This is a genomic window from Bordetella ansorpii, from assembly GCF_900078315.1.
In the GTDB taxonomy this organism is placed as follows: domain Bacteria; phylum Pseudomonadota; class Gammaproteobacteria; order Burkholderiales; family Burkholderiaceae_B; genus Bordetella; species Bordetella ansorpii.
This window is the reverse complement of sequence record NZ_FKBS01000007.1, coordinates 56434-80784: the sequence shown is the minus strand read 5'-3', so window position 1 is coordinate 80784 and position 24351 is coordinate 56434. Positions and strand designations below refer to the sequence as shown.

Annotated in this window: 18 protein-coding genes, 1 tRNA gene, 3 pseudogenes and 1 other annotated feature; of the genes and pseudogenes, 12 read left to right on the top strand and 10 right to left on the bottom strand. The window is 63.9% G+C overall.

The window, feature by feature from the left end:
- Positions 1 to 5: 5 nt before the first annotated feature.
- Genes A7W11_RS02815 through A7W11_RS02805 form a run of 3 tightly spaced genes read right to left on the bottom strand, consistent with a single transcriptional unit; the run spans position 6 to position 5747 of the window.
- Complete coding sequence (locus tag A7W11_RS02815; RefSeq protein ID WP_066407594.1) at positions 6 to 1163, bottom strand: polysaccharide biosynthesis/export family protein; 1158 nt, start codon at positions 1161 to 1163, stop codon at positions 6 to 8.
- A gap of 49 nt (positions 1164 to 1212) precedes the next feature.
- Complete coding sequence (locus A7W11_RS02810; RefSeq protein ID WP_066407585.1) at positions 1213 to 3270, bottom strand: glycosyltransferase; 2058 nt, start codon at positions 3268 to 3270, stop codon at positions 1213 to 1215.
- The gene (locus A7W11_RS02805; RefSeq protein WP_066407582.1) at positions 3267 to 5747 is read right to left on the bottom strand and encodes a hypothetical protein; all 2481 of its coding nucleotides are present in this window, start codon (positions 5745 to 5747) and stop codon (positions 3267 to 3269) included. The genes A7W11_RS02810 and A7W11_RS02805 overlap by 4 nt, the downstream gene beginning before the upstream one ends.
- A gap of 819 nt (positions 5748 to 6566) precedes the next feature.
- Between A7W11_RS02805 and A7W11_RS02800 the strand changes: the two are divergent.
- Positions 6567 to 7291 (top strand): annotated as a pseudogene (locus A7W11_RS02800) (aldolase).
- 756 nt (positions 7292 to 8047) lie between these two features.
- Here the strand turns inward: A7W11_RS02800 and A7W11_RS02795 are convergent.
- Positions 8048 to 9253, bottom strand: coding sequence for a site-specific DNA-methyltransferase (locus tag A7W11_RS02795; protein WP_218188566.1), 1206 nt, complete (start codon positions 9251 to 9253; stop codon positions 8048 to 8050).
- Between the two features lie 40 nt (positions 9254 to 9293).
- Here A7W11_RS02795 and A7W11_RS27240 point away from each other — a divergent pair, with 40 nt between their 5' ends.
- Positions 9294 to 10706: a DNA adenine methylase gene (locus A7W11_RS27240; RefSeq protein WP_082887048.1), complete on the top strand. Its 1413-nt coding sequence runs from the start codon at positions 9294 to 9296 to the stop codon at positions 10704 to 10706.
- Here A7W11_RS27240 and A7W11_RS27865 read toward each other — a convergent pair.
- Positions 10696 to 11847, bottom strand: a complete 1152-nt coding sequence (locus A7W11_RS27865) for a phospholipase D family protein (RefSeq protein ID WP_156522977.1) — start codon at positions 11845 to 11847, stop codon at positions 10696 to 10698. The two genes, A7W11_RS27240 and A7W11_RS27865, sit on opposite strands and share 11 nt — an antisense overlap.
- Before the next feature lie 200 nt (positions 11848 to 12047).
- A pseudogene (locus tag A7W11_RS02785) lies at positions 12048 to 13290 on the bottom strand (IS3 family transposase).
- Positions 12886 to 13003: a sequence feature (AL1L pseudoknot), on the bottom strand. Its footprint overlaps the pseudogene before it by 118 nt.
- A 53-nt stretch (positions 13291 to 13343) precedes the next feature.
- Here A7W11_RS02785 and A7W11_RS28960 point away from each other — a divergent pair.
- Positions 13344 to 13506 (top strand): annotated as a pseudogene (locus tag A7W11_RS28960) (tyrosine-type recombinase/integrase); the annotation flags it as partial.
- A gap of 23 nt (positions 13507 to 13529) precedes the next feature.
- Here A7W11_RS28960 and A7W11_RS02775 read toward each other — a convergent pair.
- From A7W11_RS02775 to A7W11_RS02765, 3 genes are all read right to left on the bottom strand, one after another.
- Positions 13530 to 13605: transfer RNA gene (locus tag A7W11_RS02775), tRNA-Lys, on the bottom strand.
- Between the two features lie 147 nt (positions 13606 to 13752).
- Positions 13753 to 16065, bottom strand: coding sequence for an AsmA family protein (locus A7W11_RS02770; protein ID WP_066407579.1), 2313 nt, complete (start codon positions 16063 to 16065; stop codon positions 13753 to 13755).
- A gap of 162 nt (positions 16066 to 16227) precedes the next feature.
- Complete coding sequence (locus tag A7W11_RS02765; RefSeq protein WP_066407577.1) at positions 16228 to 16839, bottom strand: DNA-3-methyladenine glycosylase I; 612 nt, start codon at positions 16837 to 16839, stop codon at positions 16228 to 16230.
- 163 nt (positions 16840 to 17002) lie between these two features.
- Here A7W11_RS02765 and A7W11_RS02760 point away from each other — a divergent pair, with 163 nt between their 5' ends.
- Both A7W11_RS02760 and A7W11_RS02755 read left to right on the top strand, forming a co-directional pair.
- Positions 17003 to 17452, top strand: coding sequence for a YkgJ family cysteine cluster protein (locus A7W11_RS02760; RefSeq protein ID WP_066407575.1), 450 nt, complete (start codon positions 17003 to 17005; stop codon positions 17450 to 17452).
- 101 nt (positions 17453 to 17553) lie between these two features.
- Complete coding sequence (locus A7W11_RS02755; protein WP_066407568.1) at positions 17554 to 17988, top strand: RidA family protein; 435 nt, start codon at positions 17554 to 17556, stop codon at positions 17986 to 17988.
- A 13-nt stretch (positions 17989 to 18001) separates the two neighbouring features.
- Here A7W11_RS02755 and A7W11_RS02750 read toward each other — a convergent pair whose 3' ends face one another.
- Entirely contained in the window at positions 18002 to 18790 is a 789-nt protein-coding gene (locus A7W11_RS02750) for a FecR family protein (protein ID WP_082887047.1), read from the bottom strand.
- Positions 18791 to 19075: 285 nt separating this feature from the next.
- Between A7W11_RS02750 and A7W11_RS02745 the strand changes: the two genes are divergently transcribed.
- The 7 genes from A7W11_RS02745 (at position 19076) to A7W11_RS02715 (ending at position 24317) form a co-directional block, all read left to right on the top strand.
- The gene (locus tag A7W11_RS02745; RefSeq protein WP_156522976.1) at positions 19076 to 19744 is read left to right on the top strand and encodes a hypothetical protein; all 669 of its coding nucleotides are present in this window, start codon (positions 19076 to 19078) and stop codon (positions 19742 to 19744) included.
- 91 nt (positions 19745 to 19835) lie between these two features.
- Complete coding sequence (locus A7W11_RS02740) at positions 19836 to 20105, top strand: hypothetical protein (protein ID WP_156522975.1); 270 nt, start codon at positions 19836 to 19838, stop codon at positions 20103 to 20105.
- 160 nt (positions 20106 to 20265) lie between these two features.
- Positions 20266 to 20949: a class I SAM-dependent methyltransferase gene (locus A7W11_RS02735; protein ID WP_066407556.1), complete on the top strand. Its 684-nt coding sequence runs from the start codon at positions 20266 to 20268 to the stop codon at positions 20947 to 20949.
- Between the two features lie 347 nt (positions 20950 to 21296).
- Complete coding sequence (locus A7W11_RS02730; RefSeq protein ID WP_066407552.1) at positions 21297 to 22124, top strand: NAD-dependent epimerase/dehydratase family protein; 828 nt, start codon at positions 21297 to 21299, stop codon at positions 22122 to 22124.
- A gap of 63 nt (positions 22125 to 22187) precedes the next feature.
- Positions 22188 to 22955 carry an amino acid ABC transporter permease gene (locus tag A7W11_RS02725; RefSeq protein WP_066123466.1) on the top strand — a complete coding sequence of 256 codons (768 nt, stop codon included), beginning with the start codon at positions 22188 to 22190 and terminating at the stop codon, positions 22953 to 22955.
- Positions 22952 to 23605, top strand: coding sequence for an amino acid ABC transporter permease (locus A7W11_RS02720; RefSeq protein WP_066407548.1), 654 nt, complete (start codon positions 22952 to 22954; stop codon positions 23603 to 23605). The genes A7W11_RS02725 and A7W11_RS02720 overlap by 4 nt, the downstream gene beginning before the upstream one ends.
- Positions 23589 to 24317, top strand: coding sequence for an amino acid ABC transporter ATP-binding protein (locus A7W11_RS02715; RefSeq protein ID WP_066407544.1), 729 nt, complete (start codon positions 23589 to 23591; stop codon positions 24315 to 24317). Before A7W11_RS02720 ends, A7W11_RS02715 begins: the two co-directional genes overlap by 17 nt.
- Positions 24318 to 24351: the final 34 nt, after the last annotated feature.

The window sequence follows — 24351 nt, the reverse complement described above, 5'->3', positions numbered from 1 at the left end:
GCACGCTATTGTTGGTTTATGACCTGGCTGCCGCCGCCAGAGCCGCTGTCGATGGCCCGAGTGGCGCTGAAGCCCGCGCTCATGCTGAAGCGGAATGCGGACAGAACCTTCTGCACCTGGGTGAACGTCGCATCGGAAATGTAGATCGCTTCCCCTTCGCGCACCGCGAACTGGCGGGCCATCGCCACCTGCTCGGGACGCGTCAGGTCGAACTGGTAGACGACCGGCACGGTGTCCGGCTTGCCGTTCACGCCGGCCTTGGCGGGCGTGAACAGGAATACCGAACGGGGATCCGCCGTGGCGTCGTCCAGGCCCTTGGCGTCCGCCAGGGCATCCAGCACCGTGTAGTTGCGCTTGCTGATGGACACGCGCCCCTGGTTGCCGGCGGCGCCCAGCACCGTCAGGTACTCCTTCGCCTCGTGCGCGGTGATGACGTCCCCCGCGCGCAGCAGGACGTCGTTGTCCTGGTTGTTGTAGATATCGGCCAGGCGCACCGACGCCACCTTGTTGTCGCGGCGCAGCGAGATCACGAGCTGCTCGGGATTGGTCTGCACCGGCGCGGCCATCGCCAGCGCACTGCTCAGCCGTTGCGACGTCTGCGTGATGGGATACATGCCGGGCTTGGTCAGGTTGCCCTGCACCGTCACCATCTGCCCGCGTTCGCCGGCGCGCGTCACCGTCACGTCCGACGCGACCACCAGCTTGCTCAGGCGCGCCACCAGGGCGTCATGCAGTTGCGCCAACGTCAGGTCCGCGGCCTTGAAGCGGCCCAGGATGGGCAGGTAGAGCATGCCCTTGGGGTCGATCTCGTGGATGCCCAGGTCGCTGACACCGGTGGCGTCGGCGGCGAAGACCCCCAGGCCATCGCGCTCCCAGACCTTGACGTTGATGCCGTCGCCGGGCACCAGGCGATCGAAGCCCGCCTGCGTCAGGTCGCGGTAGTGCGCCGGAAAATTCTCGACCGCCGGCATGCGGCTCGCCTGAACGAGTTCGGGCGACACCGACATCAGCACGACATCCTTGTCGTCGTGCGCGCCCGTCAGGTCGCCCATCATGGGACCGGAGCGGGGCAACGTACACCCCGTCACGGTAAGCGTGGCGAGCACTGCCAGAAGCAGTGCCGCCTTGCGTTGCTGGCCGAAGGCCGTAACGTTCTTTTGCATAGAATCCATTTTTTCCAGGATCGTGGATCGCCCGAACTTCAGGCCCCCATCAAGCGCGCATGGGCCGCAGGCCGATGAACTCCTCTTCCTGCTCGGAGCCCCCCAGCACGGTCACGCACAGGCTCAGGAACTTGTCGAGCATGGCGTTGAGCGAGAACAGGTCTCGGGCCCGCTGGCGGCTGTGCTGTTTCAACACGTCGTTGCCGCGCGCCATGTCCACGATGGACTCGACCTTGTCGCACGCTTCGGTCAGATCCGGATGCTCCAGGCTGTCCAGCAGATGGCCCGTCACGTTCTTCACGAAGCATTCGCCCGCGCCGCCCGCCGGGGTCGAGACCACCGGCACGCCCAGCTGCTGCGCCTCGATCAGCACGTTCGGCAGGCCCTCGAAGCGGGACAGCAGCACCTTGACGTCCATCTGCGAGTACCAATAGCCCACGTGCTTGGACAGGCCCACGAACAGGAAGCGGTCCATCACGCCCAGCTCCTGCGCCAGCGCCGTCATGTTGTCCTGCAACCGCCCATCGCCCACGATGAAGAAGCGCGCCAGGGGACGCCGTTTCAGATACTGCGCGGCGAGCTTGATCCAGAGCTGCGGCCGCTTGTCGGGCTCCAGGCGGAAGACGCCGCCAATGGTTTCCGTGGCGTCGGCCGTGCTGGCATTGAAGGCCTCCCACTTTCGCTCATCCTCTTCGGAAGGCTCGGTGTTCAGCTCGGGCACCCCGTTGTAGAGAATGTGGAAGCGCTCGATCGGGATGTCGAGCCACTTCGCGTATTCCACCGCGGCCGTGTGGCTGTTGCTGACGAAGTGCACGCCCGGCACCTGCGCCAGCGCCTGGTACAGCACCGGGTACTCTTCGCGGAAACGGTCCTTGCGGATGTTCGGCGGCAGGCCGCGGAACACCAGGTGAATCGTGGGCACGCCGGCCAGCAGCGCGGCCAGCGCGCCGAACAGGCACGTGCCGTCCTGCCAGAGGCTCACCACGTCGAACGCATTCTCGCGCAGCATCGGCGTCAGGCGCGTCACGCCATAGTGCACCGGTGGCGGCAACTGCTCCAGCAGGCGGGCCAGATGAGGATCTTCGGCTGGCTGGTGCGAGGCCGAGATCGCCGGCAGGCCATTGATCTCGGTGACCGGGATCTGCGCCTTGGTCAGGATGGGCAGGAAGAAATCCAGGCCCTGCTTCTTGGCGCCCGAAGTGTCGGTGTGCTGCTTGACCAGCACCTCGACCTTCTCGGGGCGCACGTGCATGAAGGACGGCCGCTGGTCGGCGGACGACGCCATGCGATGCAGCTCACCGGCCAGGCGCGTCAGTTGGCGCTCGGCGCCGCCGGGCCCCAGGCTGCCGGTGACCAACGCGATCGAGACGGGATTCTCGGGCGCCTTTTCGTCGATCTCGCGATCCTTGAAATGCAGGATCGCATGCTTCATCGAGACGATCTTGATGTCCTTGCCGGCCAGCTCCTCTTCCGACTCGAAGCTGCGGAAAAACGCATGGTCCTCGGCCAGCGCGGCGGCCAGGTCGGCCGCCTTGCTGCCCGGCGCCAGTTGATCGGCCACCGGTGCGATCGCCTCGTGCGCATCCAGCAGCAGGCCGCGCTTGCGCAGGCGCTTGGCGAACTCGATGCGCACGTTGCGGTCGTCATGGCGCGCGATCAGGCGGCGGAACAGCGCATCGGACTGCTCATACGCACGGATGTCGCCCAGCAGCTTGGCGCGCGCGAACAGCCTGTCCGGCTTGCGCGTCGTCTTCGGAATGTGCCGGTCGATCAGCGCCAGCGCATCGTCCAGGTTGCGGTCCTTGACCAGCCGGGTCGCGCAGTAGCGCACGATCTGCAGGTCGCCCGGGCACTGGCGCAACAGTTCCGACCACTGCTCGGCCATGCCCTCGTTCTGGCCAGCCGTCTCCTTCAGGCGCAGCAAGAGAAAGCGCACCTTCGGGTCCTGCAGGTGATCCGCGGCCAGCGCCTGGGCGCGCGGCAGGTTCTCCTGCGCAAGCAGCACCCGGCCCGATGCGGCGACGATCTCCTCCAGTTGGGCCTGGACCCATTCGAGGTTGGAGGCCTCATCCACTTCGTGCGCCGTATCCTGTAGATGCGTCGTCATGCCGCTCTCCTGCGATTGGCCTTCTCGATCCAGACCTGGCAACGATGGATGTAGTGGTCGAACTGTTCTGGGTTGTCCGACTGTTGGCGCAACTGTTGCCAGTAGGGCAGGGCCTTCTCGAACAGATGCAGCCGCATCGCGCCGACGGCCGCGGTGCGCAGGCCGATGAGATCGGTCGGCGCGAGCTGCAGGATCTTCTCGCCCACGGCAAGGCGCTCGCTGGTGCTGGCCGGGTCCAGGGCGCGGACTTCGGCATACAGCACGGCAAGAACGCGGCGCTTCTCGTGCGCGACTTCCTGCATCTGCGGCCACGATTGCTCGATGCGATCGAGCAGTTGCCATGCGGCGTCGTAGTTGCCTTCGGACAGGAACTGGCGTGCCGCGCGGATCGACCGGGCGCCCAGGCGGCCCAGTTGGCGCTCGGCTTCTTCCCGTGCGCTCTGGTCGGCCGATGCGTGGTCGCGCACCGCGGTGTAGGCATCGATGGCTTCGCCGAACCAGCCGCCGTTGAAGGCCACGCGGGCAAAGTACAGGCGGGTGCTGAACTGGGCGGCATCGTCGGAGACGGCGCGCCCCAGGTGACGCATCGCGGTCTTGGTATCGCCCAGCGCGTCCGCGGCGCGGCCACGCATGGCGTCCAGGTCGGGGAAATCGACCTGCGCGTCCAGGGCGATGTCCGTCAGTTCGATGACTTCCTTGTGGTTGCCCGCCACCAGCGCGGCGCGCACGGCCACCCGCATCGCGCGCTCGAAGGCCCGCTGCGCGCGGGCCCCGGCCAGCGCATCCGGATCGAGCTTGCGGTGCGCGCAGATACGCTCGGCGGCATCGCGCAAGCGGTTCTCCTCCATCGCACGGGCGCCTTCCTCGGCCCAGGCCGCCGACTGCGCCTGCAGCCATCCGCGGATCTCTTCCTGCTCGCTCTTGAGCAGGTTGCACGACACGGCCAGCGCCGCGGCCGCGACCAGGCAACCGCGCCACGAGGCTTCCTGCACCAGCTCCAGCGCCTCGGCATCGGCCAGCATGGGGGATTCTGCGGCCAGGGCGCGCAGCGCGCCGCGGTCGCCCGCGATCAGGCGGTCACGCCACAGCACGGCGAAACTGCGGCCATGCGACGGCAACGAGGCGCGCACCTCGTCCACCCAGCGCAGCACCGCCTGCATGTCGCCGCTGGCCTGCAGCATGGCCAGCACCGTGTCGGCGGCTTCGTGCGCCCAGGCCGGATCGGTGGACGGAATGCGGAACAGCTGCTTCCAGTTGCCAAGGGCCTCGTCGGCGTAGCCGAGCTGCGCGGCGGAGATGGCCGCCACGCGCACGATTTCCGGCGTCTCTTTCTCGTCGCCCAGCAGGCCGGCCGACAGCGAGTAGGCCACGTCATAGCGGCCCAGCTTGAACTGGCTGCGCATCAGGATCTGCTCGGCCTTGCTGCCGGACGCCACGACGCCGCCGGCGCCTTCCAGCATCGCGATCGCTTCTTCGTAGGCGCCCAGTTCCGACTGCATGCGCGCCAGCAGCACGACGTGCTCGGGCAGGCCCGGATGGCGGCGCAGGACGGCGCGCGCACGCTGCGAGGCATCGCGCAGCTCGCCCGCCTCCCAGATCCTCTCGATGCTCTCGGCGGTTTCGTCGCCGGACAGTTTGGCGGCCACGGGCTGCGGCACCGAGGTGCTGATCTTCGGACGCACGTAAGTCTTGAACCACTCGGCGCCCAGCCGATCCGAGAACAGCGCCGTGTAATGCGTCAGGTCGAGTCCGCCCTCTTCCATGGCCTCGGCCTGGCCGATCCTGCTCATCAGCGGCGTCGGGTCGTAGCACGGCACGCCCAGGCGCTGCGCGGCATCGGCCACGGTGGCGATCAGGTGCTGGCGGGACTCGATGGGCGCATTGTCCTCGGCCAGGGCGTTGACGTGCGTGACGAACACCACCTTGTCCTTGCCCAGCAGTTCGACGAGCTGCCGCATTTCGTTGGCGATCTCGTCATCCGAGAGATCGCGCTTGACGATGCGCGCCAACAGGTCCTGGTCTTGCGCGGACAGGCTCTTGAACACCGGATCCTGATTCAGCAGCGCGCGACGCTCTGCCAGTTTGTCGGCGGTGGACATCGACCAGAACGTCCTGGCGCGCGCGCGGTCGGCGAAGAACTCGCTGAAGTGGCGCATCAGGTAATTGGATTGGATGGGGTAGCCGTCGATGGTCAGCAGCTTGCGCGACGAAACTTCGACCACGTAGAGGCTCGCCGGCTTGTGCGCGGCGTTGCGGGCCTTGCCGCCATTCGAGGGGCGGAACACCAGGCGCTGTACGTCGGCGGGAATCTCGCACTGGTCGTACATGAAACGCACCTGCTGCAGGGCCTCGGAGCTGGTGTGGACGAATCCATAGTTGCGCCCGAGCTCCAGCTTGATCGGGAAGCGCGAAACCGCTTCGCGCAGCGGGTTATGGATGCGGCAAGTGCCAATCGGAGCGATCGTGAAATCAGCCATTCAGAGTCCTAGATAAGGTGGATTGACGGGCTGAACCCGGAGAGTTCAGTAACGGAGATCGGACAGTGTCCGAGCGCCGCCAGGCGCCCGAGTCTTCGGGGGCCGGCTAGCTTCGGCTTGCGTACATCGGGCTCGAGATGGCCCGTCCAATCGTCACCTGTTTCAGGCGCGCTATACGTCGTTGGTCGACGTCCAGACCGATGGCATCGAGACGCTCGCAAAGCGCCCCGGCTACGGATAGGCCCGTTTGCTTCGGGCCGGAAACTGCGTTGTGCTTCACCACTGGTACCTCACTGCTTTGTCGTCGTGCCCGCAGGCGCGAGAGGAGGATCGCCGCATACAACCAGAAACAATTTCATGTGCGGGAATCCGCCCGGCCTCCAGCATGTCGCCCAAAAAATTTTTGGACGGCGCAACGCCATCCAACCGTTGGGCTGCCAGGACCTCGGCGAACGAATCCTAGGCGCAAAGACAGGCAATATTCTTTCTAAAGATTTTTATTGCTGTGAAGATGAATCAGGGTTTACCAGTGGCACGGGGAGCGTGGGGGGCAAAGAATTACACTCATTACACAAACATCAAAAAAGTAGTGGGCATAAACTTATTTTTATAGGTTTTAAATCGTGTCAATTCTCCACGGTTAACCGGGCCGTCATGAAGAGCCGGCAATACGGCACCCCAATTTTTTGACAGATATCGGGCCCCGGACATGCCGCTGCGCGGATCGGGCGCCGGTCCATCCGCCACGTGGGTGTCGATCACCTTCCCGCGCCCTGCCCTGCGGCGAGCGCACTTTCACGCAAGCCAGGACACCTCGATATGAAAACGCCCTCAAAGCCCCTGGACCCCACCACGCATGCACTGCGCGACGACCTGGCGCTGGCGCTGCGCGCCGCCGCCTTCCACGATTTTTCGGAGGGCGTCTGCAATCACTTCAGCGTGGCGGTGGACGACAGCCGGTTCCTGCTCAATCCGCGCGGCCTGCACTGGAGCGAGATCCAGGCCGACGACATCCTGCTGGTGGACGCGGACGGCGCCGTGCTGGAAGGCCGGCACGACGTCGAACCCTCCGCCCTGTTCATTCATGCAGCGGTGCACCGGATAGCCGGCCACAAGGTCGTGCTGCACACCCACATGCCCTACGCCAGTTGCCTGACGCTGACCGAGGCTGGCGCCATCGATCCCCTGCTGAGCCAGAATGCCCTGCGCTTCATGGACCGCATCGCGGTCGACCGTACCTACAATGGGCTGGCCCTGGACCACAGTGAAGGCGAGCGCATCGCCCCATGCGGGACAAGGACGTCGCCTTCCTGGGCAACCACGGTGTGATCGTTGCCGGCGAGTCGTTGGCTCATGCCTACGACGACCTCTATTTCCTGGAACGCGCGGCGCGGCAGCAGGTCCTGGCGGCTTCCGCCGGCAGTGCGCTGCGGCCCATCGCGGACATGGCGCTGGCGCGGCGCACGGCAGCACAGATCAAGGGAGAACGGATGCAGTCCGACCTGTTCTTCGCCGCGTTGCGCCGGATGTTGCCGGCCAGATAAACGCTACTGACGTTTCCGCTGAAGCGGTGCCTGGCGCGCCGCGCGCACGGACGCCGCTGGTCCGCCTCGCACGCCTGCTCACGTTTCGCCGAATTACCAGCAAATGGAGGCGGAAATTATTGTGCAACAGTGTTCGAAGAGCGCTGCCAGAGTCCGTCAGAGCACCGAAGTGCGGTCGAAATTCCCAGAACGCAAAAAGCCCAACGTTGCCGGTGGGCTAAGCGCTTGATACTAGAGAATTCTGGTGGGTTGTGATTGGCTCGAACACTCGACCTACGGATTAAGAGTCTCGCACCCAAATAAAGGCGAAAGTGCAGTCTATCAATGAATTTCAGCGGCAGCCATCCAGTGGGCAACTGCGCTTTGAGTCTTTTTCGGTCGATTTCTGCTTTCCTTGGTCAAGCTTTGGTTAAACACTCCCCCCGCCATCCTACATAGGAGCAGCGCGAAATGTTGAAATTCGAAACTCAAGAAGAATTTTTCGGTTGTCGGAGGTCAGCGATGCTACCGTTACAATGAGGTTGCGTCGTCAATCACAAACCGAGCCGATTCACCTCCGGCCCTACTACTCCAACCTAACAGTCCGCGGCGTTGCCCGTCAGTATTACGGCATTGATGAGTTGCGTACCAGCTAAACGGTCCTGCTCAAGTACCTCAACTGGAGTGCTCCGTCGCCGCATTGAATGCGATTTGGCTGTCAGACGCCGCATAGCCGGTGGCTATTCCAAACGGGTGGCAAATTAAGTCGGCCCGCCATTACCTGTATCGCAAAAAGTCGAAACCGCCTCCGCCTTGCCAGTCAACGTCTTTCGAAATTCCACCACACTCGCCGTCGATAACCATCTTCATCCGCGCAGCCGCGATGCTCGCGGCGTGCTCACCGGATTCGATACCAACGAAACGTCGGCCAATCTTCATTGCTACGGCACTCGTCGTTCCAGAACCCAAGTACGGGTCAAAAACTAAATCGCCAGGGTCACTCCCAATATGCAGGACCCTCAAAATTAAGGCTTCGGGCTTCGGAGTGTCGAAAGGCGGGTCCCCAGGGAACATAGCATGAATATGCTTTTTAGCATGGTCATTGGTGCCAACGTCGTCTGCGAACCATAGGGTTTCAGGCGTTACGCCTCTGCCCCCGCTACTCAGGAACTTTTTGAGCCGCGGCACCCCATTTCCATCTTTTCCGAACCAGACGTTACCTTGCGCGATCTCCAATTCCATCCGGCACTGGTTGTACACCCAGCAGCGGCCATTGGGTGGTACATGCTTTCGGCCGTTTGGCGCAGTAATAGTATAGAACTGGGACGCGACAGCGTGCCCTGCCTGCACGTTCGCTGAAACCGACTGCCACAACCCTCTTGGGTCATTATCGTGATTCACGTAACGCCCCCGAATATCGTCCGTCAACGCCAAGCCATTACGGGTCCGGCTGAATCTGCGCGGATTCTTCGCGTAGACCAACAAGTATTCATGGTTGTTTGAGAATACCTTTCGGTTTTCTCGAGTCGTACGCTGCTGCCAGATGATAGTCGTTATGAAATTTTCACGGCCAACGACTCGGTCGAGCGCGACTTTCAGATAATGAACCTCTCGGTCATCGATGGAAATCCAGACGCTCCCATCCTCGGCCAACAATTCCCACACATGGCGGACGCGAGCCGTCACATCGCGAAGCCACTCCTCGTGCGTGGCATCATCGTCATAGTGCGTAAAGCGCTCACCGGTCCGATAAGGTGGGTCGAGATAGGCACACTTCACCCGGCCGCTAAGCCAAGCGTTCATGCTCTTCATGACGGAGACGTTCTCACCATGCACCAAAAAATTTCCTGTATTCGATGGTCCGTAAGATAGCTTCTTGACTGGACCCAAGCGAGCAAACACGGGCCTGACGCTGCTGACCTCTAAAGCCGGCCGTGCCGCCTCTCGTGCCATTTCTGTGTGTAAGTTCAGTTCGTCCATCATGTGCGCTATCATCAACGGTTTTGCGATGGTAACCTAGACTGTGGCTTCTGGCGACGCTCTGCCCCTTCCACTCGACTTGGCCCACGTGACCGCAACGGACCAATTAAGCACGTCCGCACTCAGCGGACTGTTCCGGCCAATCCACTACTTGGGCAGCAAGCTGCGCCTCGCACCCTCGATAGCTGACGCGCTCGATAGCGTCGATGCTAGTCGAGGTCCCGTGCTAGACCTTTTCGCGGGCTCAGGTACAACCGCTCTCGCTTTAGCGTCCCATCGCACCGTCATTGCAGCTGACATCCAGGAGTACTCGCGGGTCCTTTGCAACGCCCTGCTTTGCAAGCCAGCGTCAACTATAGACATCGTCACTGCTTTCGAGCGTGAGGCATCCACAGGCGCGCCGTTACTTGAAAGGTTGCGGTTTGCTGCTGAACCACTTCTGGCTTTCGAACATCAGGCGCTGACAGACGCCGCTGGTGGTAATGGCGAGCCAATCTGCGCAATTCTCGAGGGTGGCTCAGTTCTCGCAGCCGAGCGTGGACGTGCGCCGAGCGCCGATAAAGCACTGAGTGCCGCCCTTGAAGAGGTCGTTCGTCGCCTGTCGAACGACAACCTTTATGGCTCGTCGCTGATGACAGGATTCCGTTACTTCGGGGGAGCTTACTTTTCGTATGCGCAAGCACTTGAACTCGATTTCCTTGCAGCTACGGCAGCTGAATTCCCTAGCGAATTTAGGGACATACTCATGGCTGCGCTTCTCAGCACCGCTAGCGATGTAGTGAACACTGTCGGCAAGCAGTTCGCACAGCCGATTCGACCTCGAAATAAAGAAGGGGTCATAAAACGCCATCTGCTCGCGAAGATTGAGAGGGACAGGCGCCAGGACGTCCGACGAGTCTACATGGGGTGGCTTGACCGGTACGCCCGGGCGGCCGTCCCTGGCTCCACACACAAGGCGGTACGGGCCGACTATCGCGATGTGCTCAAGGAACTTGCAGGAAGTTATTCTGTTGTGTACGCGGACCCACCGTATACACGGGACCATTACAGCCGTTTTTATCACGTACTGGAAACTTTGGCCTTACGCGACAATCCGGCGATTGCTCGTAATCCCGGAACAGCCAGCAGCGAGCTAAGCCGTGGTCTTTACCGAGAGCAGCGGCACCAGTCTCCGTTTTGCATAAAGAGCCAGTCGCAAGAGGCTTTTCTCCAGCTATTTCGCTTAACCTCTCAAAGCTCAGCCAACTTGGTGGTTTCGTACTCTCCGTTCGAGACAGGTGCGCACCCGCGGCTAATGCAAATTGACACATTGGTCGAAATGGCTCGGCAGTATTACAAGAGCGTTGAGCTGGAAAGCGTCACAGGGGTGGCTCATAGTAAGCTAAACCACACCAGCCTCAACTTTGGCAAGCCCGACGAGTCGGAGGTGTTGCTCATTTGCCGCCTCAAATGGTAAGTCGGCGCCATATTGGAGAGGTAGGCCATGCGGCCTTTACTTCGGCAGCGCCAAAGGTTATACGTCGCATTTTTCTTGGAACCCCCTCCCCGCGCGAATCCAGCAGTTGCGTTATCTGTTCATACCCTTCGAATCCGGGTAGTAGCAGCATATAGAGGAAAGTTCTCACCGCAATTCGTGCGAATATACCGATGGGGCGTCCGCCGACGGGATATTCGAGTCCCTTTGCGGCATCTAACTCGAACCGAAAGTTCCGGCTTTTGACCACAACCGCCTGCCGTACTTCTTGTTCTCCCAATGTCCCATCAGGGCGAACGTGGAAAAAGTATGCCTTCCGTCGTTGAGTTGTCGAGGCACCGAAGAAATCAATAAACATCTTTTTACTGAAATTGGCCTGCTCCCAACGGTCACCTCCATTCGGAATCTCCGCAATCAAGACAAGAGTTTCATCCTCGATAGGAGGAACTTCGTCGCTCGGCTGCGGCTGCTGGCCACCACCGACTACCTTCTCACCCTCGCCAGCCTGTCCATCATCAATGACATCCTCTTCAACCTCACCTGGATGTTCGATGCCTGCTTCGTACATGGCTTTCCGACGCAACGTATTGCGCTCAAGGAGAGCTACGACCCTAGGGTCGGCCGGGTCAAATTGACAGTCAGCCGTTCGTTGGAGAAACGCGTCCCAGAGAGCTCGCGTTGCGGCCATTTGATCTGCATCAAGCTCCTGAACCGAGAACGCTTCGATATTCCAACGCAATCCACCAGCCGTTAGATTGCCAGAACCAGTCAGTAGCCAGCCACCGTTGCCCCGGTCGAACCAGGCGAACTTGGGATGGAAAATTGACCTTGGATACGTCGGCACCAAGACGCGCGCCCCCAAGCCTGGAAGACTAGTTGCGACTTCGGTTAGTTCATCGACGGCCTTGCCGTCTGTGATGGCATCAACACCGACGATTAGTTCAAAACGGCCACGGCCCAAGAATTCTCCGAAGGTCGAGTCCTTGAGAAACAAGCGGACGCCACCTGCAGATAGGAACGCAAATGCACCACCACCGGCATGAGCCCCTTCGCATGCGTCAATTAGCGCATCAATGAAATACTCGCTGTCTGGGTCCGTTGGGTCTTGGATGCGAAACGACAATTAAGACTCCGATTTGTCTTGGAAATGCGGCATCTCACCACAATTTCATTGAAAAAAGGAGATTAATTTTTACACGTGACAGCGATTAGCGAGTCGGTCGCACAGACCTCAGCCCAGGCCAGTGCACCAGCCCTTAGCCCTCAGCTTGGTCGTCGGCCTGTGGAGTATGAATCGCCCCGAGAATCGCGGAGGCGGTTTGGTTAAAGTAAAACGACCTCGTCGGCGTGTTTGCCGAGTTGGTTGTAGTAATTTTCCTCAGCCTCCGCTGGCGGAATATAGCCGATCGATGAGTGCAGGCGTTTATGGTTGGACCAGGCGACCCACTCCAGGGTGGCCAGTTCGACGGATTCGCGGCTTTTCCAGGGCGCACGACGGTGGATCAGTTCGGCTTTGTACAGACCGTTGATCGTCTCGGCCAAGGCTTTGTCGTAGCTGTCGCCACGGCTACCGACCGAGGGCTTGATGCCGGCCTCGGCCAGCCGTTCGCTATAGCGGATTCTGACGTATTGCGATCCCCTGTCGGAGTGATGGGTCAGAGAACCGTCATTGCCGGGCTGACGGTCATATAACGCCTGCTCCAGCGCATCGAGCGCGAAGTCCGTCGTCATGGACTTGCTCACGCGCCAGCCGACGATGCGCCGGGCGTAGACGTCGATGACGAAGGCCACGTACAGCAGCCCTGCCAGGTCGAGACGTAGGTGAAGTCCGAGACCCAGAGCGGATTCGGCCGATCCGCCCGGAACTGCCGGTTGACGCGATCCAGCGGCCGCACGGCAGCATCGTCGGCGACGGTGGTGCACAGCCGCTTGCCACGCCGCACGCCTTGCAGACCCCGGCGCGTATCAAGCGCTCGACCGTGCAGCGGACAACCGCCATGCCTTCGCGGTTCAGTTGCCGCCAGACCTTGTCAGCACCGTACACGCGATGGTTCTCCTGCCAGACCCGATGGACATGCGGCTTCAGATGTTCGTCACGCCGGGCATGATCGCTGCGCCGGGACGGATCGCGTAGCCGCGCGGCGTGGCGCCGATAGGCCGACGGGGCAACCTGCAACACCTTGCAGATCGGCTCGACCCCGTAGACCTCCCGGTGCCGATCGATGTGGGTGTTTACGACTTCAGCTTGCGGTCGAGCTCCGCCTGCGCGAAAAAAAGCGCTGGCTGTACGCAGAATGTCGTTGGCCCGCCGCAGTTCGCGGCTCTCCCCCCGCTCCAGCTCCTTGATCCGCTCGCGCTCGCTGGTGGTAACGCCTTCGCGCTGCCCGCTATCGACTTCATGCCGCTTGACCCAGGTCAGCAGAGTCTGCGCCAAGCAGCCAATCTTGGGCGCGATCGACTCGGCCGCTACCCACAGCGATGGATACTAGCTGCGAGAATCCTGCACCAAGCGCACTGCGCGCTCGCGCACTTCCGGGGAAAACTTGTTCGCGTTGTTCTTGCTCATGGCTCACATTCTCTCAAGAGAGGAAGCCTCCGCAAAACCCGAGGCGATTCAGTACACCGTTGCTGGTACTGAAGGAGTGGGGGGTGGGAAACCATCGAGATGGCGCAGAAGTACGCCCATCTCGCGCCGAGTCACATGGCGGCCCACGCGAACACGGTCAAGTTTTGGTCAAACTCGGATGCGAAAGTAAAAACGCCGCTGGCTAGAGCGGCGTAGGTACTTGATATACAAGTGAATTCTGGTGGGTTGTGAGTGGCTCGAACACTCGACCTACGGATTAAGAGTCCGCTGCTCTACCAACTGAGCTAACAACCCATTGCTGCGTCACACCGTTAAATGCGTGCGATCAGTCAAGAAGCGAGAGTATACATGCTTTTTGGGATCTGTCCAAACAAATCGTCATCTTTGTGCCACAGATCCCATAAGGGCGCAAAGCCACGCCTCTCTTCCCCGACCAGTGCCTCACCGCCTGCGAGCCGGCACATGTGCCGGCGCCTTCGTCGGCTTGCGGGCCTCCTGCAGCAACGCCGCGCACTGGCTGTCCGGCTCTTCCGCACTGGGCGCCACCAGCGCCAGCAACCCCGCGGCTGGCGTCAACACCACGCCCAGCGCCACCATCCCCGCGCCGCGCGCCAGCAACGGCCCGGTATGCACCCCCGCCTGGGGATTGCCGAACGTCCCGCGCACATACAACGGCGACCGCAACGAAAAAATCCGGAATCCCTTGCTCTCGGGCGAGATGTCCAGATCCAGGCCTTCGTTCTTGAAGTTCACCGTGCCGTCGATGGTCACCACCGCGTTGTCGGTATCGATGACGAACGCCCGCGTCTTCATCAACCCATCCTGGATCCCCATGTCTGCCGCGGTGCAGTTGATGTGCACCTCGTCGTCGCCGAACAGCTTGCTCACCACGTAGTTGCCCACGTTCAGCCCGGCGATCTCCATCAGGCTGCGGCTGATGACGCCGTCGTTGACCAGCATGCGCACCTCGCCGTCGCCGGTCGCCAATAGCGCCGCCACGGAATTGCCGCGCCCGGCCAGCGCCACCTCGCCGTTCATCTGGCCCAGCGCCGTCTGCATGGACTCGACCGAGGGGAACAGTTGCTTGAGCTTCAGGCTGCGTGCGCGCAGCTTCACGCGGCCCTGCATCGGCGCCTGCGAACCATCCAGCTGCACGGTGCCGCCGATGCCGCCGCCAGCGATGCCGAAACGGATCGGATCCATCAGCAGCCGGCCCTCGTCCATCACCACGTGGGTATACAGGTCGGACAAAGGCAGCTTGCTGCCGTGGATGATGCGCTTGCCGGAGAAATGCACGTCGGCGTCCATGACGCGCCAGCGCTCGGTACGGAATTCCTGGGTGGGCAGCACTTTGCCCGAGGCAGGCTTGTCCGCGACCTTCTCGGTCTTGGCCTCGGCCGCCTTGGCGCCCCCGGTGTCGGGCTTGACGCCGATCAGCGGGCCCAGGTCGTCCATGCGCAATTGGTCGGACCGCAACCTGCCCACCAACTTCGGACGCGGCGCCTGCATGGTGAAACGCAAGGTGCCACTCAGGTCGCTCTTGCCGACGGTGCCGTCGAAGTGCCGGTATTCGAACACCGGACCCGCGGGATTCTGCAAGCTGGCGATCAGGCGGCCTTTGGTGGCATAGGGCGGCGTGTCGGGCAACGTAATGCCCACCAATGGATACAGATTCGCCATGGAAGAACCCGACAGCGACATCTGCAGGTTCAGCGCGCCCAGGTGCAACGGGTCGGTCAGCGTGCCCACGGCCGAGGCGCGGGTCCGGCCCACCGAGACGTCAGCCTGCACCGGGAACGGCTCGTCGGCATTGCGCAGCGCCAGCAGGCCGCCCACCTTGCCCTCGCCCTTCACGGGCAGATCCTTGTACTTGCCCTCGGCCTGCCAGGCGAAGACGTAGTCGCGCGGGGGACGGCGCGGGACCTCGCCGGCGCGCTGGGCCTGGTCCAGCGACTGGGCGTTGGCGTCGTCGGGCGTGCCGTCGGCGGTTTCATCCTTGTCCTGATCATCGCCAGCCGTCTTGCCCGACGCCTGTTGATCGGACTTGGCCTGGGCGGTTTTCTGGCCCTCGGATTTGGAGGAGTCTGCCTTGGCCTGCTCTGCCTTGCCAGCCTCCGCCTTGGACGCATCACCCTTGCCCGGCTCGCCTTTCCCTTGAGGCTCCTTGCCCGCCAGTTCGGCAAACGGAATCGGCTTGCCCAATGGATCGATCTGCACCGTGACGTCGGCCTTCAGCTTGGCATCGGCGTACCCGATGACGCCCTTGTCGAATCCGATCTGATCCACGTCGATCGACCAGGGGGACGGTTCGCCCGTCTCGGGCATCGTGAACACCCAGTTGGCGCGGCCATCCTCCAGGCGTTGCAGGTCGGCGGTCGGGCCGGTCAGTTGCACGTGCCGTATCACCACCTGACGCGCGATCAACGGCACGGGCGAGAGACTGAACTCGACCCGCTGCAGGTTGGCCATGACGGGCTTGCGCGCCCATTCGGTATTGCCGACGGTCAGGTCATTGGCGGTGACGCGCGGCCAAGGCACCCAGCGGCGCCAACCGGTTTCATCGGGCTCGCGGCGCCAGGCGACCGACAGATCGCCGTTGATGGCGAACGGGCGGCCGATGGCATCGGACACCTTGGCGTTGATGGTGGGTTTGAACCGGTTCCAGTCCAGCGTCGCCACGATGATGACGAATGCGACCACCACCACGGCGAGGGTCGCCAGGACGCCCAGGAGAACTTTCTTTCTGCGTGTCATGCGGCCCCGTCCTTTGACCCGATGGCGATCATCCGGCCCTGCTTTCATGCCAGCGTAACGCCGCCGGAGGCCAGGCGGAACCCCATTGCGCGCAATGGATACAAAACGCAAGAACCGGGCACGCTCTCGTGTCCAAGCGTGGCGCGGCGGCCTAAGAGCAGATCAGGCGGGCCGCTTGAACACGCGGCGCGCATGCTCGCACGGCCCGTGGTGATGGCAGCCCGGATCGTGGTCGTTGACCATGCCCACCGACTGCATGAAGGCGTATACGGTGGTGGGGCCGACGAACGACCATCCGCGCTTCTTCAAGGCCTTGGACAAGGCCGTCGATTCCGCGCTGGACGCCTGCACGACCAGCGGCGCGCCCTCGGGCTTGGCCGGCGCCTCGTAGCGCCAGAAGAACGCCGCCAGCGAACCGGCTTCGTCGCGCAATGCCTGGGCCCGCCTTGCGTTGTTGATGACCGACTCGATCTTGCCCCGGTGCCGCACGATGCCGGCGTCCTGCACCAGGGTCTCGACCCGCGCCGCATCGAAGCGCGCGACGCGGTCGATCTCGAAATGGTCGAAGCCGGCGCGAAAGCCCTCGCGCTTGTTGAGGATGGTGCGCCAGCTCAGGCCCGACTGAAAGCCCTCCAGGCACAGTTGCTCGAACAGCGCCTGATCCTGGTCGACCGGCATGCCCCATTCCTTGTCGTGATAGGCCATGTAGCCCGGCGAGCTATCCAGCCAGCTGCAACGCGCCAGCCCATCGGCGAAATCGGTACGCACTCCCATCCTCATTCCTCCTCGAGAAACTCCGCGCCGCCAGGCTGCGAAAAGACAACGATGCTACCGCAGCGCAGCACGGCCCGCCCACCCGCCGCGTGACCTTCCTGCTACTATGAATCGACCCGGCAGCAGCCGGGATTCTTCCTTGGCCGGTCCTGCCCGCTCCCCCATGTCCAGCACGTCCCTTCCGTTCGCATACGATGCGTCCGGCGCCACGCCGATCCCCGCCAATCCCTGCCTGGACTGCGGCGCATGCTGCGCCCATTTCCGGGTGTCGTTCTACAGCGGCGAGATGGCCGGCGAAACCGGCGGCACCGTCCCCGAAGACATGGCCGTGCAGATCGGCCCCTTGCGCGCCTGCATGCGCGGCACCGAGATGGGCAACGGCCGCTGCGTGGCCTTGCGCGGCGAACTGGGCAAGCCCGGTATCCACTGCGACATCTATCCGCTGCGCCCGTCGCCCTGCCGTGAATTCGAGACCTGGGAACCCGACGGCAGCGTCAACCCCGACTGCCAGCGGCTGCGCCTGTCGCTGGGGCTGGCCGCGCTGCCCCCGCGCCCACCAGCCGAGAACGACCCCGACGGCCCCGCGCATCCGAACCAGCCGAAGGTCGCCTAGGTCCACGCAGCGCCGCGCCTGCAAACGCCCGAACCAGGAAGCGCTTGACCTCAAGCGGACTTCAACTTCGATACTGGCGGCCCCTTATCCGGAGTCGCACCATGAATTCCCACAGCTTGCCCGGCGGCGCGCCGCATCTGCGCTTCATCAATCCGACCGGGCTGTACGATCCCGCCCCCAACGCTTACAGCCACGTCGTGGCCACGGCCATGCCGTCGAGACTGGTCTACGTGTCCGGCCAGGGCGGCGAGAACGACAAGGGCCAGCTCGCCCCCGACTTCGGCGAGCAGGTCAGGCAGGCCCTGGACAATGTGGTGGTTGCGCTGGGCGCGGCGGATGCCGCGCTGGCGGACGTGGCCAAGCTGACGGTGCTGGTGGTGGACCACAACGAGGCCCGCCTGCAGGTATGGAGCGCGGCTCTGCGCGCCCGCTGGGGCATGCGGCCGGCGCCGGCCTGCACGTTGATTCCCGTGCCCCGTCTGGCGCTGGACGGCATGCTGGTCGAGATCGAGGCGACCGCCCTGTGCCGCGCGTAGAACGGCTGCGCTGCTATCGCGCCCAATCGCCCACGGCATCGGGCGCGGCCTTCACGATCTCGTAGCTGCGCCTGGTCCGGTCGATGGTGATCGTGTGCCCCCCCTCGACCTCGAGCTCCTCGCGCGCGCCGGCCGCCACGGAACGGACCTTGACCTTGCCCGCGGCCACGCGCACTCGCAGCGATTGCGGCGTCGACGTCACGTCGAACACCACGTCGGGCACCGGTACCCGGCCGCCGTCCACGAGGATGTCCTCGGCGCCCACGTGCACGATGAACGACGTGCGCGCCATGTAGGCCACGCGGTACAGCGCCTGGCCATTCGACATGGTCACTTCTCGGCGGCGCGAGAAATACGCGGCGGCGGCCTCGGTGCCGTTGTCGAGCACGACCACCGATCCGCCGGGCAGTTTCCAGTCGCGCGCCTGGCCGCCCTCGACCTTCACGCGTTCCCGGAACTGGGGCGTGCTTTCACGCAGCACGAAACTGACGGTCAAGGCCACGGCCAGCGCCAGGCCCACGGCGGAAGCCAGCCACCATTTCCAGCCCCAAGCGCTGGCTTTGCGCTGCGCGGGCTTGCCCTGCCCGCCAGGCAGGCCGGCACCGGTCTGGGCAACGGGCGCATCGCCCAGTCCCCCCTGCGCGGCCTGCATGCGCCGATAGGCCTGCGCATGGCTGGGATCGGCCTGCAGCCAGGCGTCCAACTCACGCTGGTCCGACTCGCTCCAAACCCTGGATTTGCGGCGGGCCACCCAGGCGGTGGCGGTTCGGTACAAGGCGTTGGGGTCGGAAGCGGACGACATGGATCGGGCGTATCTGAACAAAAAGGGACGGTGGGCTGCCCGAATGGTACGACGTCCGGGCGACCGATGCCTCGACCTGACCCGGCAGCGAAGCGGATCGCCTGGGCTTTGACCGCGTCTTCGCGGATTTGTAACGCATGGAAATGCCTGCCCGCCGGCCGTAATGGATCCGTTATGGCTACCCGACGGGCACCTGAATAGAGTGGCTCTGCACGGGGCACACGCCCCGCGACATCGACCCGATACCGGCCCCTCGCAGGTTTCCAGACAAGAAAGGCAAAAAGCATGAGACCGATCCTTACCATGGCCAGCCTGTCGCTGTGTTTGTCGCTATCCGGCTGCGCCGCCTACGAGCGCTATGTGGCGGAACGGGAAGCCGCCGCAGCGGCGGAGGCCGCCGCCCGTCAGGCGCTGTACGAGCAGAAGCGGCAGCAGATCAGCAATGCGCAAGCGGCCTGCGCCCTTCCCTATGCCGATCCCAAGACAGAAGCGTTGCGCACGAAAATCCCCGTGCCGCCGCAAGAGCCCAGCCTGCGGCAACTCGGCGACACGGCCCGGCCCACCGCCAGGCAGAAGCAGGCCCTGGAAGTGATGGACACCCTGCTGGCGGATTGCCATGTGCAGCAAGCCGCGATCGAAGCGCTGGACAGGCCGGTCACGCATGCCGCCTACGTCAACTACGGCCAGCGGCTGCGCAGCCTGGTGTCGACGCTGTGGGCAGGCAAGCTCACCTTCGGACAGTTCAACCAGGGCCAGCAGCAGCTGGTCGCGGACTATGCGCAGGAACGCACCGCCCTGCTGCAGCAGCAGGAGATCGTCAATGCCCAGTATCGGGCGGCCCGTGCCGCGGAAGCCGCGCAGTTGGCCACCGAACGCGCGGCGGCCAGCGCCGCCGCCCCCAAGCACACCACCTGCAAGCAGAAGGGCAAGGAAACGCGCTGCACGACTTACTGACGGTTCAGCGGCCGGACCGCGGACAAGCGCCTGCCGGGCATGCCCCATGCTGCATGGCAGGCGCACGCTTACCGCCTTTCAGGAGGCCCTCATGACAGATCCGCAACGACAGCCACCCACCCAAGATGCCTCGGCAAGAACGCACCAGGCTCCGGACAAGGAGAATCCCGGCCAGCCTGATGCCCAGGACGACCGGTCCATCGGGCCCGGCGAGCCCCGGCCGCCGATGGACAGCCCCGAGGAGAAGGCGACGCAGTTCGACGGCAACCCCAACCCAGGCACGGATGATTCTCCACGCCTGTTCAAACCCCGGGACGACACGCCGGCTTTCCTGAAAAAGAAGTCCGGGCCCAAGAACTGAGCCCGTCATCATCCGGGGGTACGGACAGATGCCGTAACCCATTGGGGCATCAGGTGACAGCATCGCGGGAGCCATTTTCTTACATTGGACTGAATCTTTCGGGCCGCTTTCATCGAAAGCGCGCCTGCCTCAGTCCAACGAGAAAGAACCCCGCGAAATCATGGACCGACTTTCCGCCAGACTGGCCGGCAAGGCAAAACGCTGGCTGTTCCGTCTCTCTCCCCGCTTGGCCGAGCGCTGCAAGGTGGAGTTCCGCCTGGAAGCGCCCAATCGCGCCTTCCTGGAAAACCAGATCTTCGGATTCCTGGCGCGCCATCTGGCGGCGGGCCGAACCGGCGGGCGCTGCCTGTTCATCGGCCTGGACCGCTACAACTGGCACTACCACCGCGCGCTGGGGCCGGGGTTTCATTCCATCGACATCAAGCCCGAGCATGCCGTGTATGGACAGCCCGGCCGGCACGTGGTCGGTTGCGCCACACAATTGGCTCGCCATTACGCCCCTGGCAGTTTCGACGTGATCGTCGCCAATGGCCTGATCGGCTATGGCTTGAACCGCGCGAACGATTTCGACCGCATGATGCGGGCCTGCCACGCGGTCCTGGCGCCGGGCGGCGTGCTGGTGCTGGGCTACAACGACCGCCCGGATCGCCTGCCATTCCGCGCGGAGCGCGTGGCAGGCTACCGGTTGCTGGAAGAGTTCACGCCGCCCATCGAGGGGGTGGACAGTCCGCATCACCGCATCGACGACGGCTCGCGGCACAAGTTCGTCTTTCTGCGCAAATCCGACACGAAGCGCGTGGTGGCCCGCGCCACGCGCTGGCGCAGGCTGCAGGCGGCGGGCTGATCCTGTTCATGCCAGGGCGGCGTCATGCGGCAGCGCGCTTATTGCGGCTTGACGTGCCGCGGTCGGCCTGCAGCCCCAAGGAGGGCTTGAAGGGGCGCGAGCTGATCTCGCTGCCCGCGCCGACGTGTGAGCCCAGCCTCATCGGACAAGCCCGCCCGTGGCCGGGCAGCCCGGGCACGAAACATCGAATTCCCCTTATTCGGGAATATACCGACTCGCACGGGGCAATCAGGCAGGCATAGAATTCACAGGCTTGTACGATGACGTACAAGAAAAAAGCAGCCCGCGCCCGTACTCATTACCCCTGAGTGCGGTAAAAAGCAGCGCGCGCGACTGGAGACAATGCCATGAGCAGTATCCCGAGGTTCAACCGCCTGCTGCTGACCGGCGCCGCCGGCGGCGTGGGCCGCGCGATCAGGCCACGCCTGGCCGCCTATGCCCGCCACGTGCGGCTGTCCGACCTGCCCGCCGCGCTGTCGGCGCAAACCGAGCCGCTCGGCCCGCACGAGGAAGCCCTGCCCTGCGACATCTCCGACCGCGCCGCGTTCGACGCGCTGGTCCAGGATTGCGATGCAATCGTGCATCTCGGGGGCGTCTCGATCGAACGCCCGTTCGAGGAAATCCTCGAAGCCAACATCAAGGGCGTCTTCAACCTGTACGAAGCCGCGCGCCGCCACGGCGTCCAGCGCATCGTGTTCGCCAGCTCCAATCACGTCACGGGCTTCTATCGCCAGGACGAGGTGATCGATACACAGGCCCTGCGCCGCCCCGACGGCTATTACGGCGTGTCCAAGTCGTTCGGCGAGGACATGGCCCAGCTGTACTTCGACCGCTACGGCATCGAAACCGTCAGCATCCGCATCGGCTCGCTGTTTCCCGAACCCGTCGATCGCCGCATGATGGCAAGCTGGATCAGCCTGGACGATTTCGACGCGCTGCTGCACGGCTGCCTGTTCACGCCGGACGTCGGCCACACCGTGGTCTACGGCATGTCGGCCAACAAGAAGGTGTGGTGGGACAACCGCCATGCGGCCAGGCTGGGCTATGCGCCGCAGGACACCTCCGAGGTCTTCCGCGCCAAGATCGACGCGCAACCCGCTCCCGCGCCGGACGATCCCGCCGTGACGCTGCAGGGCGGCAAGTTCACGGTCACCGGCCCGTTCGACCCGCAATAAGCCGGCACGCCGTTGCCATCCGGGCCGTGGCGCGCCGCCACGGCTGCTCACCAAGAGCCCGTCATGTCCTTTTCCCTGAACTTCGCCCCGCTGGCGCCATACTGGCCGGTATTCCTGAACGGCGCGTGGCTGACGCTGAAGATGACCGCGCTGGCCGTGCTGCTGGGCGTGTCCGCCGGCACGCTGGTGGCCTTCGCCAAGCGCAGCCCGCGCCGCTGGCTGTCGCGCGCCTGCACCGCCTACATCGAGGCGGTGCGCAACACGCCGTTCCTGGTGCAGATCTTCCTGTTCTATTTCGGCCTGGCCAGCCTGGGCGTGCACATGCCGACCTTCGCCGCGGCCGTGCTGGCGATGAGCATCAACATCGCCGCCTATGCCGCCGAGATCATCCGCGCAGGCCTGGAAGCCGTGCCGCGCGGCCAGATCGAAGCCGCCGAATGCCTGGGGCTGTCCAAGTGGCGCATTGCCTGGCATGTCATGCTGCAACCCTCCATCGAGAAGGTCTATCCGGCCCTGACCACGCAGTTCCTGCTGATGATGCAGGCCTCCGCGATGGCCTCGCAGATCTCCGCCGAGGAACTGACGGCCGTGGCCAACACGGTGCAGTCAGACACCTTCCGCTCGCTGGAGACGTATCTGGTGGTGGCGGCGCTGTACGTGGCGATGTCGCTGCTGATCAAGGCGCTGGCCTGGGCCGTGGGCGAGTACGCGTTCAAGCGGCGCCGCACGGTGCGCCGCGCCGCCGCGCAATCGGCCAAGGCGGCCCGGCGCAACGCCTTGGCGGGCCGCCCGCCGGTGGCCCGCGCCTCGACCGGCGGGAGCGCGACATGACCGGCGGTTTCACCTGGACCTATCTCTGGTATCTCGTGCAGTCGATCGGCTGGACGCTGGTGCTGTCCGCCCTGGCCTTCGCGCTGGGCGGCGCCGGCGGCTTCCTGCTGATGCTGGCGCGCATCTCGCCGCGCCGCTGGCTGCGGGTGCCGGCGCAGGTATTCATCGAACTGATACAGGGCATTCCGCTGCTGATCCTGCTGTTCATCGTGTATTTCGGCCTGTCGTTCTATGGCCTGGCCCTGCCCGCGCTGGTGGCGGCCGCGCTGGCGCTGATGATCTACACCAGCGCCTACCTGGCCGACATCTGGCGCGGCTGCGTCGAGGCCATGCCGCGCCCGCAATGGGAGGCCGCCGAGTGCCTGTCGCTCACGCGCTGGCAGACGCTACGGCTGGTCATCATTCCGCAGGCCGTGCGCCTGTCGCTGCCGCCGACCATCGGCTTTCTGGTGCAGGTCATCAAGATGACCTCGCTGGCGTCGGTGATCGGTTTCGTCGAGCTGACCCGCGCGGGCCAGATCATCAACAACTCCATTTTCCAGCCCTTCCTGATTTTCACGCTGGTCGGGGTGTTCTATTTCCTGCTGTGCTACCCGCTGTCGCGCTGGAGCGCCGCCCTGGAGGACAGGCTCAATGTCGGCAATCGTTAAGGTCAACGCGATCCATAAGCGCTTCGGCGACAACCCCGTGTTGAAGGGCGTGTCGTTCGAGGTCGAGAAGGGCAAGATGGTCGCCATCATCGGCGCCAGCGGCTCGGGCAAGAGCACCGCGCTGCGCTGCATCGACCGGCTGGAGACCATCGATGAAGGCTCGATAGAGGTATGCGGCATCCGCGTCGAAGACCCGGACATCGACCTGCACCAGTTGCGCCGCGAAGTCGGCATCGTGTTCCAGAGCTACAACCTGTTCCCGCACCTGACCGTGCGCGAGAACATCACGCTGGCGCTGCGCCACGTCAAGGGCATGAAGCGCGGCGACGCCGACGAGATCGCGCGCAAGGTGCTGGCCCAGGTGGGCCTGGGCGACAAGGCCGCCAGCTATCCGGAACAGTTGTCGGGCGGCCAGCAGCAGCGGGTGGCCATCGCGCGCTCGCTGGCCATGTCGCCCAAGGTGATGCTGTTCGACGAAGTCACCTCCGCGCTGGACCCGCAACTGACGGGCGAAGTGCTGCGCGTGATGGAGGATCTGGCCTCGGACGGCATGACCATGCTGCTGGTCACGCACGAAATGGCCTTCGCCCGCCGCGTGGCCGACCAGATCATCTACATGCACCAGGGCAAGGTGTGGGAGGTCGGGCCGGGCGAGATGCTCGACGCGCCGCGCACGCCCGAACTGCGCGCCTTTCTCGACAACGGCCTCTGAAGGCGGCCGCGCTCTTTTCCCCAACGACAAGTAC